We start from the raw sequence: 18,332 nt of genomic DNA on the forward strand, positions 1-18,332 counted from the left end.
TCAAGGCTGCGGCGAGACGCGCTTCTCTTCGCGCTCCTGCCCCAGTTCCCAGCGTGGACTGACGGAGAAGCGATAGTCGTACGCCGCCTGGTGCGGCCAGCGTGCGAGGCGCAGTGCGCCCGCGAGCGCAATCATCGCGCCGTTGTCGGTGCACAACGCCAATTCCGGATAGTGGACGGTGAAGCCGCGACGTTGCGTCGCGGTGTTTAGCGCTTCCCGCAGTTGCCGGTTCGCGCCGACGCCGCCGGCCACCACCAGCCGCTTCATACCGGTGCGCTTCAGCGCGGCGATCGATTTCGCGACCAGCACGTCCACGGCCGCATCGACAAACCCGCGCGCGATGTCGGCGCGCGCCTGTGCGTGCGGGTCGTCGCCGTCGGTCGGCGCCGCGCTTTCGACATTACCGCGATGATCGATCGCGCCGATGCGCTGCTTTACCTGCGTCAGCACCGCCGTCTTCAAGCCGCTGAAGCTGAAATCCAGGTCGCCCGAATGCAGCATCGGGCGGGGCAGCACGACCACGCCCGGCGTCCCCTGCATCGCAAGGGCGGACACCGCGGGGCCGCCCGGATAGCCGAGGCCGAGCAATTTCGCGGTCTTGTCGAATGCTTCCCCGGCGGCGTCGTCGAGCGTTTCGCCGAGAATCTCGTATTCGCCGACGCCCCGTACGCTCATCAACTGCGTATGGCCGCCCGAGACCAGCAAGGCGATAAAGGGGAAGGCGGGGGGCGTTTCAGCCAGCAGCGGCGAGAGCAGATGCCCTTCCAGGTGGTGGATGCCGATGACCGGCTTGCGCCAGGCGAACCCCAGCCCGTTGGCGACACTGGCACCCACCAGCAGCGCACCGGCCAGGCCGGGGCCGGCCGTGTAGGCGATCGCATCGATCTCGGCACTCGTCACGCCGGCGTCGCGCAGCACCGTCTCCAGCAAGGGCAGCGCGCGCCGGATGTGGTCGCGAGAGGCGAGTTCCGGCACGACACCGCCATATTCGCGGTGCATGTCGATCTGCGAGTGCAGCGCATGGGCAAGCAGGCCGGCGCGCATATCGGGCAGCGGTGCGGTTGTCGTAGCGGCGTCCGGATGACGGTACAGCGCGACACCGGTTTCGTCGCAGGAACTTTCTATGCCAAGGACTAACATGGGGGAAACCTGGCGCGAGGCCAGTGCAAAAACGAATCGGACAGCGGGGAGGGGCAAAGCGCCGCCAGTATAGCAGCGGGGCGGCTACAATCCGTCCATGGAATATTTTGATATCGCCGTGATCGGCGCCGGCGCGGCCGGCATGATGAGCGCTGCCGTTGCCGGCCAGCAAGGCCGGCGGGTGGTGTTGCTCGACCATGCCGACCGCATCGGGGAAAAGATCCGGATCTCCGGGGGCGGGCGCTGCAATTTCACGAACCGCGATGCCGCGCCGGCGAATTACCTGTCGCGCAACCCGCATTTCGCGCGTTCCGCCCTGAGCCGCTATACCCCGACGGACTTCCTGGCGCTGCTGCGTCGCCACCATGTGAAGTGGCACGAAAAACATCGCGGCCAGCTTTTCTGCGATCACAGCAGCCAGGAAATCATCGATGTCCTGCTGGCGGAATGCGCCAATGGTCGCGTGTCGGTCCGTCATCCGGTACGGATCGCCGCCGTGCGCCGCCTCGATGCGGCGCTGCCGACCGATGCCGTGCCCGACGGCGTCGCCGCGCCCCGCTTCGTCATCGTCACCGATGCCGGCGACATCGCGGCCCATGCGGTGGTGATCGCGACGGGCGGTCTGTCGATTCCGAAGATCGGCGCGACCGGATTCGCGTTCGACCTCGCGGCGCAGTGGGGCTTGCCGGTAGTGACGACCGAGCCGGCCCTGGTGCCGTTGACGTTCGCCGCCACGCAGTGGGCGCCATTTGCCGCCTTGTCCGGCCTGTCGCTCGAAGTGGGGATCACGGTCGTCGGAGGTGAGGGGGGCAATGGTGCCGGGAATGGCGTCGGTGCGAGCGTGTCGGGCGGCGCCCGCAAAGGCAAGCGGGGCGCCGCGGATGCGCCGCCGCGTTTCCTCGAGGATCTGTTGCTGACGCATCGCGGCTTATCGGGACCGGGCGTGCTGCAGGCTTCCAGTTACTGGCGTGCGCCGGCGGCATTGTCGATCGATCTCCTTCCGGGTGTCGATGCCGCCGAGGCGCTGCTGGCGCAGAAATCCGGCTCGCGTCGGCAGCTGGCCACCGTCTTGGCGGAATGGTTGCCGACGCGGCTTGCCGAAGCCTGGGTCGACGATTGGCGTGGCCAGTCACGCGCCGGTGAGTCTGGGTCGGTGACTGGTGCGCGCGCCGAAGCGGCATGCGAGCAGGCCGCGGGTCTCGCCGCCGATGCGCGCCTTGCCGATATCGCCGACCGGGCGCTGCGTGACCTGGGACGTCGTCTCAACGATTGGCGCGTGCTCCCGGCCGGTACAGAAGGATGGCGCAAGGCGGAGGTGACGCGCGGCGGTGTCGACACTGGCGTGCTGTCTTCGGCATCGATGGAAGTCAAGGCGATACCGGGGGCGTATTTTATCGGCGAGGCCGTCGACGTGACCGGCTGGCTGGGGGGCTATAACTTTCAGTGGGCGTGGGCGTCGGGGGTGGCCGCGGGTCAGGCGGCGGCGGAAAGCGCTGCCGTGGCGGCGGGCCTCGTGTGATAACATAACGCGGCCCGATACCGCGCGATTGGCGTGGATCGGGCTTCCCTGTTGGATGTCGGATTTCAGTTTGCAAGGTGGATGCGCGATGAGCTTGAAGGATCAGATCACGGATGACATGAAAGCGGCGATGCGCGCGCGCGAGACGGAGCGTCTGGGTACGATCCGTTTGCTGCTGGCGGCCATCAAGCAACGTGAAGTCGATGAGCGCATCACGCTCGATGACGCGGCCGTTACCGCCGTGGTCGAGAAGCTGATCAAGCAGCGCCGCGATTCGATCGAGCAATACACGAATGCCGGCCGCACGGATCTGGCCGAAGTCGAGCAGGCCGAGACGGTCATCCTCGAAGCCTATATGCCGGCGCAACTCGACGATGCCGCGATCGATGCGGAAGTGGCTGCCGCCATTGCCGCGTCGGGCGCTGCCGGTCCGCAGGATATGGGCAAGGTCATGGGCCGTCTGAAGCCGGCGCTCGCCGGTCGCGCGGACATGACGAAGGTCTCCGCACGGGTCAAGGCCGCTCTGGCAAGTTGATCCGGCTGGAAGGGTTCACTTTTTCCTGGCCCGGTGCCATTGGTTGAGACGTGATTCCGCACGCTTTCCTGCAAGACCTGATTGACCGCGTCGACATCGTCGAGGTGGTGGGTCGTTACGTGCAGTTGAAGAAGACCGGTGCGAACTTCTCGGGCCTCTGTCCCTTCCATAACGAGAAAAGTCCGTCGTTCACCGTCAGTCCCACGAAGCAGTTTTTTCACTGCTTCGGTTGCGGCGCGCACGGGACCGCCATTGGTTTCCTGATGGACCATGCCGGCCTGCCGTTTCCGGAGGCCGTCGAGTCGCTGGCGCAATCGCTCGGCATCAATGTGCCGAACGAACCGGGGCCGAATCAGGGGCAGGGTTATCGGGGCGGCAGTGGCGGGGGGGCATCGCCCAGCGATAATCGGCAGGCCGCGAAGAAGCTCTCCGACGTGATGCGCACCGCCTGCGACTACTATCGCGCACAGCTGCGGCAGTCGCCGGAGGCCATCGATTATCTGAAAGGGCGGGGGCTGACCGGCGAGATCGCGCTGCGTTTCGGTCTCGGCTATGCGCCGGGCGGCTGGCAGAATCTGGAGGCCGCGTTCGACGATTATCGCGATCCGCGATTGGTCGAAACGGGGCTGCTGATCGTCTCCAATAAACGCGACGGCCGCGACGCCGAGTCGAGTGCCGGGCACGACGTCGCCGAGCGCGGCGAGGCACGTCATGAAGATGGCGCCACGGGTCATGACGACGGCGCGCCGCGCGCACCTGTCGATCCGCGCGAGAGCCGCGAGGCCGTGCCGATCGATCGCAATGCGCGACGCTACGACCGCTTCCGCGAACGGATCATGTTCCCGATCCGCAATGCGGCGGGGCATATCATCGGGTTCGGCGGCCGCGTCCTGCACAAGGGCGAACCCAAGTATCTGAATTCGCCCGAGACACCGCTGTTCAGCAAAGGCAATGAGCTGTACGGCCTGTTCGAGGCACGCCTGGCCATCCGGGAAAAGCGTTTCGTCCTGGTCGTCGAAGGCTATATGGACGTCGTCGCACTGGCGCAGCTCGGTTTTCCGAACGCGGTCGCCACGCTCGGCACGGCGTGCACGCCGATCCACGTGCAAAAACTGGTGCGCCAGACCGAACGGATCGTCTTCAGTTTCGACGGCGACGCGGCCGGCCGTCGCGCCGCGCGGCGCGCATTGGAAGCCAGCCTGCCGCACGCGGCGGACAATCGAGAGATGGCCTTCCTATTCCTGCCGGACAAGCATGATCCGGACAGCTATATCCGCGAGTTCGGCACCGACGGCTTCGGCGAAGCCGTCGCGCGGGCCATGCCCTTGTCCGAGTTCCTGCTGTCCGAAGTGTGCGGCGGGAAGGACCTGGGGACGCCCGAGGGCCGGGCAAAGTCGATGTACGACGCCAAGCCCTTGTTGCAGGCCATGCCGGCGAATGCCTTGCGCTTGCAGATCATGCACGCGCTGGCGGACCGGCTCGGCGTCTCGGTCGGCGAAGTGGCCGCCTTGTGCGCGGTGGATGCGCGGGCCGTGCCGGCGCGACCGAAGGCGCCGCCGATCGCGGCGCGTCGGCGGGTAACCGGTAACGAGCAGCGGGCCTTGCGTAATCTGGTGATGTACCCCCGGATCGTCTCGGTACTCGATCAAGCAGCGCTGGACGTGATCGCCGAATGCGCGCAACACCGCGAGCTGTTCGAGGAAGTCATCACCCATGCGCGGGCCTTGGGTCCTCAGGCGGAGTTCCGATTCTTATCGGACGTCTTGAGAGAGTCGGAATATGCCCCCATGTTCGATGACGTGTTCAAGGAAATCTTGCACTACGACGAGAACGTGCGCGATCTGATGGGCATCGCAGGCGCCGGTGCGGCCGACGAGCCCGAGGACGAGCAGGCCGTCGCGCTGGCCGCGCGACGCGCGGAGCAGGCGCGGGAGCGGATGGAAGCGGCCGAGATCGGGGCCCGTGCCGAAGTGCTGGCGGCGTTGGCGACGATGCGCAGCGAAAATGTGGCGAAGCGACTCGACCAATTGTCGCGTCAGTCGCCGCTGACGCCGGAGCAAGTGGCGGAAATGTCGGCGTTGTTCCGGCAGATGGCAGAGTTGAAGCAGGCCGCGGCGGCCCGGGGCGCGGAGCAGGACGGCGAGGCCTGAGCACGGCCGGCTCATCGGGCGATTCGGTAAATGTGACGCCATTCGGCTGGCTGCAAAGCGGGTTGGCGCCGGTAAATCGATGTGTGCCGTGCATTTTACCGTTTCTGCTGCTATACTTTCGGGTTTACGGTAACGGTAAAATCAGAGGCTGGCTGAGTTAAGCAGAGCAAGTACTTGATTTTACGGAATTCGGTACCAGATAGCAGGATGTAGTAGCAAGGAAGGATGAACCAGAAACGCTTGCTGGAACCCCGACAGCCAACAAACAGGCCGGGTTCTTATAGGCAAATGGGCGTGCTGCGGTCCCCCCGTAGCGCATCGAAGGCGTAGCAGGCGCCGCCCCGCGTTTCTGATATCTGCGAAAGATTTGCCGGCGGGCTTTGGTCCGTGTGGCGTCGTACGCGGCGAGTTTCTCGCCGGGACGGGGACCACGCGGGCCGATGCCACTCATCAACGCAATGCGTGTGTTGCTGCCTTTTCGGTCTCGCGAAACGCGGGGAGGATGGCCGACACGAAACGCACGGTAAATCTGTCACGCGGCGGCTGTCGGCGCGTGCGGCCAGCCCGTTTTCGAATGGACAGCACATCGGTGCGAAGCATGCGACAAACGGGCGGCTGCGGCGATTCGCGGCACGTGCAACCCAAGGAACCCAGGGCCGATCGACATATGCAAAAGCGTATGAGAGGCAGGCCGCTATGGCGAACTCCATGAAAAAAACGTTGAACGAAGTGTCCACTGTAGAAGATGTCGCGGTGCCCGTGGAAGATTCCGCGAAGGCAGAAAAGCCGGCATCTCCCACTCCTGCTCCTCCCAAGGCGCGTGATCGTCGTGCGAAAGAAAAGACGCTGTTGAAGGACGCGTTGGCGTCGCATCAGCCGGGCACGGCCGAAGAGCTTGAAGAAAGCCGCACCAAATTGCGTGCGCTGATCAAGCTGGGTAAGGAGCGTGGCTTCCTGACGTTCTCGGAAATCAACGATCACTTGCCGGACGGCATCGTCGAAAGCGACGCGATCGAAGGCATCATCGGTACGTTCAGTGACATGGGCGTGCGCGTGTACGAGCAGGCGCCCGACGCGGAAACGCTGTTGTTGAACGACAATGCGCCGGCCGCGAGCAGCGACGATGAAGTCGAGGAAGAAGCCGAAGTCGCGCTGTCGACGGTGGACTCCGAATTCGGCCGGACGACCGATCCGGTCCGGATGTATATGCGTGAGATGGGCACCGTCGAGTTGCTCACGCGCGAAGGCGAGATCGAGATCGCGAAGCGGATCGAGGAAGGCCTGAAGAACATGGTGCAGGCGATTTCGGCCTGTCCGACGACGATCGCCGACATCCTCGGCATGGCCGAGCGCGTCGCGAACGACGAGATTCGCGTGGACGAACTGGTCGATGGCCTGCTCGACGCCGAAGCAGCGGAAGCGGCGGCAAGTGAAGCCGAACTCGCGGCTGAAGAGTCGGACGAGGATAGCGACGAGGACGAGGAAGACGGCGACGACGCGGAAGACGCTGAAGAAGAGGAAGATGGCGACGAAGGTGCGCGCCAGGCCTCGGCGAATGCGGCCCAACTCGAAGCGCTGAAGCGTGCTGCGTTGGAGAAGTTCAGCAAGATCAGCACCGAATTCTCGGCGATGCGCGATGCCTACGAGAAGGAAGGCTATCAGTCGACGGCCTATCTGCGTGCGCAGGAAGCCATCCAGCAGGAACTGACGGCGATTCGCTTCACGGCGCGTACCGTCGAGCGCCTCTGCGATACCTTGCGTGCGCAGGTCGAGGAAGTGCGCAGCGTCGAGCGTCAATTGCTGTCCACGGTGGTGGATCGCTGCGGGATGCCGCGCCTGGAGTTCATCCAGCGCTTCCCGGGCAACGAAACCAATCTGGAATGGGCGCAGGCGATCGTTGACGAGCGTCATGCCTACAGCGCGGTGCTGGAGCGGAACATTCCGGCGATTCGCGAGCAGCAGCAGAAGCTGATCGACTTGCAGGCGCGCGTGGTGCTGCCGCTGGGCGATTTGAAGGAAACCAATCGTCAGATGGCGTCCGGCGAGCTGAAGGCGCGTCAGGCCAAGCGCGAAATGACCGAGGCGAATCTGCGTCTGGTGATCTCGATCGCGAAGAAGTACACGAACCGCGGCCTGCAGTTCCTGGATCTGATCCAGGAAGGCAATATCGGTCTGATGAAGGCCGTGGACAAGTTCGAGTACCGTCGGGGTTATAAGTTCTCGACGTATGCGACGTGGTGGATTCGTCAGGCGATCACGCGGTCGATCGCCGACCAGGCCCGTACGATCCGTATCCCGGTTCACATGATCGAAACGATCAACAAGATGAACCGGATCTCGCGTCAGATTCTGCAGGAAACCGGTCTCGAGCCGGATCCGGCGACGCTGGCCGAGAAGATGGAGATGCCGGAGGACAAGATCCGCAAGATCATGAAGATCGCGAAGGAACCGATCTCCATGGAAACGCCGATCGGGGACGACGACGATTCGCATTTGGGCGACTTCATCGAGGACAGCAACACCGTGGCGCCGTCGGACGCAGCCCTGCATTCGGGCATGCGCGACATCGTCAAGGACGTGCTGGACTCGCTGACGCCGCGTGAGGCGAAGGTGCTGCGGATGCGTTTCGGTATCGAAATGAGCTCGGACCACACGCTCGAGGAAGTCGGCAAGCAATTCGACGTGACCCGCGAGCGGATCCGTCAGATAGAAGCCAAGGCGTTGCGCAAGCTGCGTCACCCGAGCCGTTCGGACAAGCTGAAGTCCTTCCTTGAAGGAAATTGAGGCCTGGTAGATCTCTCGGCCGTATGGCATGGGGCAGTTGCTTGGAATAAGCGCCCACCCCGTGCGATAATGCGTGCCCCGGGCCTCTAGCTCATGCTTGGTTAGAGCAGCGGACTCATAATCCGTTGGTGCCGTGTTCGACTCACGGGAGGCCCACCAGTACCCACGCGGGTTGCGCGATATTCGTGCAACCCGCGTTTTCTTTTATGGGTCGTCCCGCGGTTTCCTTCGTGCTAAGGTGAAACGCCGATTCAGGCAAATAGACCTCGACGACACGGAGTGACGCATGCGGCTTCAGGATTTCGACACATTGACGTTTGACTGTTATGGCACGCTGATCGACTGGGAAACCGGTATCTTCAACGGCCTGCGGCCGCTGCTCGACAAAGTGCAACGGACCTTGAGCCGCGACGATGTGCTGGAAGCCCATGCACGGCATGAATCCGGGCAACAGAAATACACGCCCGGCATGCGCTATCGCGACCTGCTGCCGATCGTCTACAAGCGCATGGCGGAAGAGTGGGGCTGCCCCGTTACTGTCGAGGAATGCGCGGCCTACGGACGGTCCGTTCGCGACTGGCCGGCTTTCCCGGACTCCGCCGAGGCGCTGCGCTACCTGAAGCAGCACTACAAGCTGGTGATCCTGTCGAACGTCGATAACGACAGCTTCGCGCACAGCCAGGCCAAATTAGGCATCACGTTCGATGCCGTCTTTACGGCGGAGGACATCGGCTCGTACAAGCCGTCGATGCGGAATTTCGACTATATGTTGGAAAAGCTCGCGACGATGGGCGTGCGGAAGGACCGTATTTTGCACACGGCAGAAAGCATGTTCCACGACCATCGCCCCGCGAAGGATGCCGGCCTGGCGTCTTGCTGGATTTATCGCCGCCATGCCCAGGAGGGCTTCGGCGCGACGATGCATCCCGGCACGCTGCCTCCCTACGATTTCCGATTCAACAGCATGGGCGATCTGGCCGGCGCGCACCGCGGCGGCTGAGCGCCTGGCGCCGCGATTTTCGCCGACATGGCTCTGCCTGAAAGGGGCCGAATGAATGGGCGGCGCTCGCGTCCACGCATATTGCGGACGGATAAATCGCATCAAACTCCTATTCATTCGGTCTCCTACGTGATGGAATGCGAGAGTGCCTGCACGGATTATGTGGGCGACGCGCGAGGGTGGGACGATCCTCGGCATTCGGCGGCGCTGTACGAGGTGAGCGATGGAAAGGGACGAGCAGGGGCGGCGGGACGCGCCGCGACACCGCGCGGGACGCACGGTGTCACGCGGCAGCAGAACGGGACGCGCAGTGCGAGCGGCGCGAAACGACGCCGCGCAGGATGCCTCCGATACGGCGGCAAACACGCGCAACCCGGGCGCCGCCGTATTGCAAAACGCCTATATCAGACGCTATCTGGGACAGTTCATTCATGCGACGACGCGCGACGATATCGTGTCGCGCGTCGCCGTGCATTGCGCCGTTCCGGCGTTGACGTCCGATCTCGTCCAGCTCTTCGATTTGCGCGAAGGGCAACTATTGGCGCTGACAGAGGCGGCCGGGCCGCTCGCGCGCTATGCGCATTCCCGCGATGTCACCTTGACAGAGCAGGATCGCTTGTGCGAAGCCTGGGCCGCGCTGCTCGACAGCGCGCCGAGTCGGCAGGCGGCCCGCACATTGGCAAGGCGACAAATCGACGTGTGGCACGTCACCGATGCCTTGCCCTGGCTCGCCTCGGCGCTGCCGCAAACGGCGGCCTTTCTCGATGGGCTCGTTCGCGCCCCCGATATTGCGGCGGAACTGGCGGCCCGCGTCGGCGAGCGCAATAACGCGCGCTTGCGGCGGGTGGCATCGGCGCTGAGCGATACGGTCACCCCGCCGATGCCGGGCCGTCGCGCCGCGCTGTGCGAGGCACTGATCGATGTCTTGGCCGCCTTGTATCGCGTGGACCTGAGACATGGGCCCAGCGCCGCGCACCTGTGCAATCAGGTGGCGCTATGGCAACGCGGCGGGTGGCTGACGTCGTTGCGTGCGGCATTGCCGCTGGAGATCGGGCCGCGAGGCCATGGATTGGCAGGCATCGCGCACCTTGGCGAAGGGTTGCGCAGCAGGCACCGCTATACGCAAAGGATGGTACGTGCCGAAGAGGTCTACGACGCGGCACAGGCGCTGGCCTTGGTCGACGCCGATGCGCCGCTGGCGGAACAGCCGCGATTCAGAATGATCTACGCGCTGCACGATGCGTTGCGCGACCAGGAGGACAGGCCGTCCGCGACGGTGGACGCGATCGCCGCGCAGTGCGAGATATGGCGGACCGCAGGCTGGCTGCCATTGCTTTCCGCCGCGACGATCTACGATTATTTCTATCTCGACGGTCGCTTGCGACTCGCCGATATCGATGCGCATTTATCGCGTGAATTCGCGCTGATGCGGACGCTGCCGCGAGGGATTCGGGACGGTTTCTACGAGGAAGTGTACGACGACGTAAGCACCGATGACGAAGCATCGGAGACGGGGCCGCCGATAGGATGGTCCGAGGACGATGAGGCGTCGCCGCTCGCGCTGGCGTCCTACGTCGATGGCCGGTCGATCGAGCATCAGTTTCGGATCATGGAGACCATCCTGCTGCGTGAAACGACCGATGCCGCCGCGCGAACGTATTTACGACGCGGCCTCGACGCGTTGCAGCACTCGCCGTTGCTGGCGATGTTCGATGCCGGTTTCGCCGCAGGCTGGTACGAGACGCTCTTGCTCGATCCGACCATCGCGCCTTTCAATGTGCAGTACATCGCGATACTGCACGAGTCGTTGGCGCTGGGCGTCGATATCGATGGTCAGAGCCCGGATTGGGTGGGCGTGTTGCAGATATCACCGCGGACCTTCTCCCTCATATGGCGCCAGCGTGCGGCATTTCGCACGCTCACCGACCGATATCGCAGCGGCGCGGGAACCCCGACCGAGATCGATTCTCCAGACATCGGCGTGGACGCCTATTTGATGTTCTCTGCCGGTATCGGTGACCGTCGCGTACAAGCGGTGTCGCGCTGGGTCGATCGCACCGTGCCGGCCGCGATAGCGGACCTTGCCCCGGTGGTGGTCCGGCAGTGGGTCGATCTGCTGTTGGACCGATCGATCTCCGATGCGGCGGTCGATGCCTGGTTGGCAGGAACCGATGATCGGACGTTCGCCGACGGCATGCCGTCGCCGGATGAAACACGCGGGACGATGGCATGGTTCGACGCGACACGTCCCACGCGACCTCGCCGCGGGGCGCGCGGTTCGACAGCAGCGTCCTGAGTCGTTGATGACGGGACACGCAACGCACCGCCAACGCGCCGGCAACGCACCGAATGCAACGAGGAAGAGGAAACGAAGACGCGATGGAGAGAGATAACAGCCGCCGGCCGGACCGGCATCGACCGTGTCCGACAGGGTCAAGCGCGCAATGCGCAGCCGAGAAAACCGGGGGCGGTCCGTATGTCGCCGAGAGCGTGGTGCGGGGGCGTGTGCCTGCGGAGGCGCGCGCCGGCGCCGATACATGCGCCGGCGCGGCTGTGCTGCGCGTGGAGCATGTTCGCCGCTATCTGGGGCGCGTGATTCACGATGCGACGCGATCGGATCTGGCCTCACGCATCGCGTTACATCAAGCGGTTCCCGTCTTCACCAGAGACCTCGTCGAATTGGCCGAAGATCGCACCGTCAGGATCGACCGTCTGGATGCGGCGGCGCACGCCGTGTCCCACTATGCGCGTTCACGAGATGCGACGCTTGCGGAGCGCGGCGCCCTCCGCGATGCCTGGGCGGGACTGCTCGAGGATGCCGTCGGCGACCGTACGGCACGAGAGAGGGCGTGGCGACAGATCGAGTCGTGGCGACTAAGCGACGCGTTGACGCTGTTGTCGGCGATCATTCCGGCGCGCTACGCGTTTGCCGACGGCGCCGTAACCGCATCCGATATCGCGGATCATCTCGACGCGCTTGCCCGGGAGCGCAATCAGACGCGCCTCCGTGACGTTGCGGCGACCTTGCGTGGCGTACCGATGCCGCTGCACGAGGTCGGGCGAGAGACGTTGTTCGAGGCCTTGGGACCGGTCTTCGGCGTAGACCTCGAACATCGCCCTAGCGTCCTGGCATTGCGCGCGTGCATCGCGACGTGGTCGCTCAGCGGCAGTGTCGCCTGTCTGGGCGACGTGCTGTCGGCGGCATTGCTGGCGCATATCGGCGCCGGGCAGTCGGGCGTGTCGGCGCTGGGCAAGGCGCTGACCCGGCGCCACGATCAGGCGCGGCGGCTGCAACGTGCGGACACGGTCTTGATGGCGCTGGCGCCGCTTCGCCCGCTGTCCGTGCACGCCGCCGCCGGTCACGCCGACCTGTTCCGCATCGTCTATGCGCTACACGACGCTTTACGCGATGCGGATGGCGTGCACGCCACCCGCATCGATACGATATGGCGGCAGTGTGAGATCTGGCGGTCCGCGGCGCTGCTGCCGCTGCTGCCCGTAGCACTGTCCCATCGTGATTTTTTCATCGCAGGTCGGCTGCGGCTCGCCGACATCGATGCGCATCTAAAACGTGAATATCGGCTGATGCGGGCCATCGGACCAGACCTTCGCGTCGGCGTCTATCCGGACGCCTATCGCGATGGTGTCGTCGACGAGGCGTTGGCGGACGATGCGCCCTGGCTCGCGGCTTTCGCGCGTCAGGGGGATGAGACGCGCGGTGCCGTGAGGCGGCCCGATGTCGCGTCTCGCACGGCGGAGAGCCAGTTTCGGTTGCTCGAAATCATCTTGTTGCGCGAGACCACGGAGCCGATCGCGCGTCTACATCTGTCCCGCGGCCTTCTTGCTCTTCGCCACTCACGCGTCCCGGCGATGTGCAATCTGGCTTACAGCCTGCAGTGGTACGAAACCGTCTTGGTGGATCCGGTCGTCGCGCCGTTCAATAGCCAGATCGTCTTGATCGTCGACGATATGATCGAAACCGGTACCGATCTCACCCCCTCACCAGTCGATTGGATCGGCTTGCTGTCGATCTCCCCGGACACGTTGGGTCGGCTCTGGCAACAACGGGCGTGTTTCACCTTACTGACCGATCGTTACTACACGGGCTGGATGGGGGCCCGAAGCCTGGCCGGGCCGGGTCCGGTACTTGGGATCGATTCGTTCGCCATGTTCAGCGCCCGACTGGGAGACCGCCGCGCACGCGCGTTATCGCGCTGGACCGCGCTGGCCCGCCAACGCTTGCTGACGGAGGAGCCCCCCGACGTCCTGGTGCGCTGGGTCGACTTGCTGCTCGACGACACGATCTCCGACGCAGCCATGGACAGCTGGCTGTCAGGATTGCCCGCCGATGCCTTTGTGGGGCAGACGCCATCGGTCGCGGACGCCTGGTCCACGATGAGACGATTCGAGGCCGCGCATCGATTTCGGCAAGAGCACTAAATTGGTGCGTTGCGCGCCACGCCAATTCATCCTACATTTCAGTAAGCCGCCAATTTCCATTCGACGCTCTCACCAACGAGGTCAAGCAGCGCAAACATGCCCCATTTTGGCGAATCGATGCCGTGCTCACGCGGGCATGCCTTTCGCTTAGTTTGAACTCTCCATGCAAGGCAGGCCGATGGCCAAAGGCGTTACGATGCGAATCTACGACGAAATGCAGGAGAACGGCGCCGCTGAGGGGGGCGCCACGGAGGCGGGCGGGGCGATTCGTCCCCACTACGAGCGCTTCCAGCGCTGGCTGAAGTCGCAGCCAGCCGAAACCATCGCCCGAAAACGGGCGGAGTCGGATCTGCTGTTCCGGCGCGTGGGCATCACCTTCGCGATGAACGGCGATCTGCAGGGCACCGAGCGGGTCATTCCGTTCGACATGATTCCTCGCATCATTCCAGGGCACGAATGGCGCCGGCTCGAAGCGGGACTGCGCCAGCGCGTCAAGGCGCTCAATCTGTTCATCCACGACATCTACCACGAGGCGCAAATCGTCAAGGCGGGGATCGTTCCGGCGGAACAGGTCTTCACCAATGCCCAATATCGTCCCGAGATGCAAGGGGTGGATGTTCCTTTGGGCATCTACGCGCATATCGCCGGCGTCGACGTCGTGCGCAATGGCGACGACGGCGAGTTCTATGTCCTGGAGGACAATCTCCGTGTCCCTTCCGGTGTCTCGTACATGCTCGAGAACCGGAAGATGATGATGCGGTTGTTTCCGGAGCTGTTCGTACAGAACCGCGTGGCGCCGGTCGCGCATTATCCGGATCTGTTGCTCGAGACGCTGCGCTCGGTGGCGCCGCCGGGCGTCGATGACCCGGTCGTCGTCGTGCTGACGCCGGGCATGTACAACTCGGCCTATTTCGAACACTCGTTCCTGGCACAGCAGATGGGCGTCGAGCTCGTCGAAGGCAAGGACCTGTTCACCGAAGACAATTACGTCTTCATGCGCACCACGCAGGGGCCGCGTCGGGTCGATGTGATCTACCGGCGAATCGATGACGATTTTCTGGATCCGTTGGGTTTCCGTCCCGATTCGGCGCTGGGGGTGCCGGGCTTGCTGACGTCTTATCGTGCGGGCAAGGTGGTGCTGGCGAACGCGATGGGTACCGGTATCGCCGATGACAAGTCGATCTATCCGTATGTCCCGGACATGATCGCGTTTTATCTGAACGAGGCGCCGATTCTGAAGAACGTGCCGACGTTCCAATGCCGCAAGCCCGATGATCTCGCGTATACGCTGGCGCACCTGCCGGAGTTGGTGGTGAAGGAAGTCCATGGCGCGGGAGGCTATGGGATGCTGGTCGGACCGGCATCGACGCGTGAGGAAATCGAGACGTTCCGCGCCTTGCTGCTCGCCAAACCGGCCGGCTATATCGCCCAGCCGACGCTGTCGTTGTCGGCCTGTCCGACCTTCGTCGATAGCGGTATCGCGCCACGCCATATCGATTTGCGGCCCTTCGTCCTGTCGGGTCGCGATGTGACGATGGTGGCCGGTGGTCTGACGCGCGTGGCACTGAAAGAGGGATCGCTGGTTGTCAACTCGTCGCAGGGCGGCGGGACGAAGGATACCTGGATGGTGGATTGATCCGATTCGGGGCGCTGCCGTGCCATCGTGCCGCAGGCCCGTTTCGCTAAGCGCGCTGTCCTCGGTCGGCACGCGCAATCCTTCGCAACGACAAAGCATAAAGACAGGGAAGACGACCATGCTAAGCCGAACGGCGGATCATTTGTTCTGGATGGCGCGTTACATGGAACGCGCGGAAAACACGGCGCGGATGCTGGACATCCATATGAAGGGTGCGTTGTTGCCGCAGACGCCAGAAGCGGAGGCCGAGGCGCAACGCGAGATGCTTCGTATCTCGGAATTGGAGGGTGCGTTCGCGGAGCGTCATGGTGATGCGCCGCCGACCTCGGCGGCAGTCCTCGAATTCATGGTCGCCGATGCGTCCAATTCGTCGAGCATCCGCTCCTGCCTGTTTGCCGCGCGTGAAAACGCGCGCGCGGTGCGCGGCTCCTTGACCACCGAGAGTTGGGAGACGCTGAATTTCACCTGGCTAGACTTCGCCGATCGCCTAAAGAACGGCGAGTTGATGGCGAACCCGGACGCCTTGTTCGAGTGGGTCAAATACCGCTCGCATCTGACGCGTGGCGTGGTGTCGGCCACGGCGCTGAAAGACGATGCGCTGTATTTCATCCAGCTCGGCACCTTCCTCGAGCGCGCCGACAATACCGCGCGGATTCTGGATGTACGGTTGTCCGACAGCACCTTGACCCGCGATAACGCGCGGCAGTTGGAAGACTTCTATTACTGGACGTCGGTGCTGAGTTCGGTGTCGGCGCTGGAGATTTATCGAAAGGTGTACCGGGATGTCGTAACCCCGTCGCGCGTGGTCGAGTTGATGATCCTCAATGCGCAGATGCCGCGATCGTTGCTGGCATCGCTCGATGTCGTCTGCGAGATGCTGGCGTTGTTGCGGACGCCGGGCTCGGCCGATTGCGAGCGCTTTGCCGGAAAGCTGCGCGCCGATCTGGTGTACACCGATATCCAGCAGATCTACGCCACCGGGTTGCACACCTATTTGACCCAATTCTTGAAACACGTCGATGAATTGGGCATGCGCGTCATGCGCACCTATTTGATGTTGCCACTGGTCTGAGCGACAGGAGACGGAACCATGCAGTTGAATATTCGTCACGATACGCGCTACCACTATGCCACGCCGGTCCAGTACTCGATCCAGCAACTGCGCCTGACGCCGGAGACGAATAGTGCGCAACATGTGCGTCACTGGTCGATCGATGCGCCCGGCAAGCTCGACGCCACGCGCGACGCCTATGGCAATGTATTGCACACGCTGGTGTTGAACCGGCCGCACGACCAGATTGTGTTCGCCGTCAGCGGCGAGGTGGAGACAGTGCCGCTGCGCGACGGCTGGTTGTCGGACGGCCCCGGGCGCATCCCGATCGAACACTACACTTGCGCCACGCCGCTGACGGAGGCCGACGATCCGATTCGTGCGCTGGCGCATGCGCAGCGGACATTGAAGACGCCGTCGGATCTGCTTGCCTTGGCCGAGTCGATTTCGGGACGGGTGCGCTATATGCCCGGGATCACGATGGTCACCAGCACCGCGGCCCAGGCGCTGGCGCTGGGGAATGGCGTATGCCAGGACCACGCGCATCTGATGTTGGCCTGCTGCCGCCAATTGGGCGTGCCGGCGCGCTACGTGAGCGGCTATATCGATCCGGGCGATGTCCCGCACGCGGCCAGTCATGCCTGGGTCGATGTCTGGCTCGACGGTGGCCCTCAGGGCGCCGGCTGGGTGACGGTCGATGTCACGCACGCGGTATTCGCCAGCGAGCGGTATTGTCGCCTTGCCGTGGCCCGCGATTTTCAGCCGGCGTCCCCGGTGCGCGGCTCTCGCATCGGCGGTCGAGATGAAACACTTGATGTATCAGTGTTTGTCGATGTCAACGGCACCCCCCGCAACGGATCCGATTCTGGCCTCGGCAATGGAATGGCGGCCAGCGTCGGCATGGCGCAACAGTGATCGTCACCGAACGCAGGGTGTGACACATCGCGTCGGTAAGCTGCCTGTCTGCCGCCGTACAATGATTGATCGAATGTTGGCGGTGAGGTAGGCGGAAATGACATATTGTGTGGCGCTGTGTGTGGATGAGGGCTTGGTCTTCCTGTCCGACACGCGCACCAATGCGGGCGTGGACAATGTCAGCGCGGCCCGAAAAATGGCGGTATTCGAGCAGCCCGGGGACCGGGTGCTCACGCTGCTGTGCGCCGGAAATCTGGCGTTGACTCAGTCGGTCGTCCAGCGTTTGACCGAAGGGGCTTCGGTCGAGGTAGTCCAGGATGCGGGGCGCGCAGCGGGGCAGGGAGCATGCCTCGACAGCGCTGCGAACAGCCATGCGGCCGACGTGCGCGTTGCATCCGCGCAACGGACGAACGTCCCCGCCGCGGACGCGGCAGGAGCTGCGCCGGCGGCCACGTTATGGACCGCGTCGTCGATGGTGGAAGCGGCGCGCGTCGTCGGGCAGGCGGTGCGCGACGTGTTCAAGCGCGATGCACAGGCCCTGTCGGATTTTCATGTCGAATTCAATTGCAGCTTCATTCTGGGCGGCCAGATCGGCACGCAGAAGCCGCGGTTGTTCATGATCTATGCGGCCGGCAACTTCGTCGAATCGACCGATGCCTGTCCGTTTTTTCAGATCGGCGAATCGAAATACGGCAAACCGATCATCGACCGCGTGGTCACGCCCAAGACGTCGCTGGACGAAGCGGCCAAGTGCGCGTTGATCTCGATGGATTCGACGCTGCGCTCGAATCTGTCGGTCGGGCTGCCGCTCGATTTGCTGGTCTACGAACGCGATGCGTTGCGGGTCAGCCGCTTTGCCGTGCTCGACCAGGACAATGCCTACTACCAAATGATCCACCGTAGCTGGGGCGAGCGTCTGCGCCAGGTCTTCGGCGAAATTCCCAACCCGGTCTGGACCGATGTCGCGAGCGCGCCGTTTCATGAACGGCTCGATGGAGGCGTGAGTCAGGCGCTGCGCTCGCATACCGGACGCGGGGGGCAGGACGGCGCCGTGCCGGCCGGTGCGCACGCCAGCGGCGAAGCGGACAGTGCCCCGGCGCAGACCCTCGCGCAATCCGATCAGGAACCACCGGTTCAGTACTGATCGTTCGGGAGCGGGTAC

12 protein-coding genes and 1 tRNA gene are annotated in these 18,332 nt (G+C 63.9%); 12 read left to right on the forward strand and 1 reads right to left on the reverse strand.

The features are described 5' to 3' along the window. A complete protein-coding gene (gene tsaD, locus ABEG21_RS06100) occupies window positions 1-1,140 on the reverse strand; it encodes a tRNA (adenosine(37)-N6)-threonylcarbamoyltransferase complex transferase subunit TsaD (RefSeq protein ID WP_347556340.1) in 1,140 nt (379 codons plus the stop codon). A 97-nt stretch (window positions 1,141-1,237) separates the two neighbouring features. Between tsaD and ABEG21_RS06105 the strand changes: the two genes are divergently transcribed. The 12 genes from ABEG21_RS06105 (at window position 1,238) to ABEG21_RS06160 (ending at window position 18,314) form a co-directional block, all read left to right on the forward strand. Beyond that, window positions 1,238-2,659, forward strand: coding sequence for an aminoacetone oxidase family FAD-binding enzyme (locus ABEG21_RS06105; RefSeq protein WP_347556341.1), 1,422 nt, complete (start codon window positions 1,238-1,240; stop codon window positions 2,657-2,659). Between the two features lie 88 nt (window positions 2,660-2,747). Further along, window positions 2,748-3,194 carry a GatB/YqeY domain-containing protein gene (locus tag ABEG21_RS06110; RefSeq protein WP_347556342.1) on the forward strand — a complete coding sequence of 149 codons (447 nt, stop codon included), beginning with the start codon at window positions 2,748-2,750 and terminating at the stop codon, window positions 3,192-3,194. A 50-nt stretch (window positions 3,195-3,244) separates the two neighbouring features. Further along, window positions 3,245-5,344 (forward strand): CHC2 zinc finger domain-containing protein, encoded by a 2,100-nt coding sequence (locus ABEG21_RS06115; protein ID WP_347556343.1) that lies wholly within the window; start codon window positions 3,245-3,247, stop codon window positions 5,342-5,344. A gap of 708 nt (window positions 5,345-6,052) precedes the next feature. Then, window positions 6,053-8,128 carry an RNA polymerase sigma factor RpoD gene (gene rpoD, locus ABEG21_RS06120; RefSeq protein ID WP_347556344.1) on the forward strand — a complete coding sequence of 692 codons (2,076 nt, stop codon included), beginning with the start codon at window positions 6,053-6,055 and terminating at the stop codon, window positions 8,126-8,128. 80 nt (window positions 8,129-8,208) lie between these two features. Then, a tRNA-Ile gene (locus tag ABEG21_RS06125) sits at window positions 8,209-8,287 on the forward strand. Window positions 8,288-8,414: 127 nt separating this feature from the next. Further along, window positions 8,415-9,128 carry a haloacid dehalogenase type II gene (locus ABEG21_RS06130; protein ID WP_347556345.1) on the forward strand — a complete coding sequence of 238 codons (714 nt, stop codon included), beginning with the start codon at window positions 8,415-8,417 and terminating at the stop codon, window positions 9,126-9,128. A gap of 223 nt (window positions 9,129-9,351) precedes the next feature. After that, window positions 9,352-11,424, forward strand: a complete 2,073-nt coding sequence (locus tag ABEG21_RS06135) for a hypothetical protein (protein WP_347556346.1) — start codon at window positions 9,352-9,354, stop codon at window positions 11,422-11,424. An 83-nt stretch (window positions 11,425-11,507) separates the two neighbouring features. Next, window positions 11,508-13,568: a hypothetical protein gene (locus ABEG21_RS06140; RefSeq protein WP_347556347.1), complete on the forward strand. Its 2,061-nt coding sequence runs from the start codon at window positions 11,508-11,510 to the stop codon at window positions 13,566-13,568. 214 nt (window positions 13,569-13,782) lie between these two features. Then, the gene (locus ABEG21_RS06145; RefSeq protein ID WP_347556653.1) at window positions 13,783-15,204 is read left to right on the forward strand and encodes a circularly permuted type 2 ATP-grasp protein; all 1,422 of its coding nucleotides are present in this window, start codon (window positions 13,783-13,785) and stop codon (window positions 15,202-15,204) included. 118 nt (window positions 15,205-15,322) lie between these two features. Then, window positions 15,323-16,276 carry an alpha-E domain-containing protein gene (locus tag ABEG21_RS06150; protein WP_347556348.1) on the forward strand — a complete coding sequence of 318 codons (954 nt, stop codon included), beginning with the start codon at window positions 15,323-15,325 and terminating at the stop codon, window positions 16,274-16,276. 18 nt (window positions 16,277-16,294) lie between these two features. Beyond that, window positions 16,295-17,170, forward strand: coding sequence for a transglutaminase family protein (locus tag ABEG21_RS06155; RefSeq protein WP_347556349.1), 876 nt, complete (start codon window positions 16,295-16,297; stop codon window positions 17,168-17,170). A gap of 97 nt (window positions 17,171-17,267) precedes the next feature. Next, complete coding sequence (locus tag ABEG21_RS06160) at window positions 17,268-18,314, forward strand: peptidase (protein ID WP_347556350.1); 1,047 nt, start codon at window positions 17,268-17,270, stop codon at window positions 18,312-18,314. Window positions 18,315-18,332 lie beyond the last annotated feature (18 nt).

Origin of the sequence: Robbsia sp. KACC 23696, from assembly GCF_039852015.1 — a bacterium.
Classification (GTDB): Bacteria; Pseudomonadota; Gammaproteobacteria; order Burkholderiales; family Burkholderiaceae; genus Robbsia.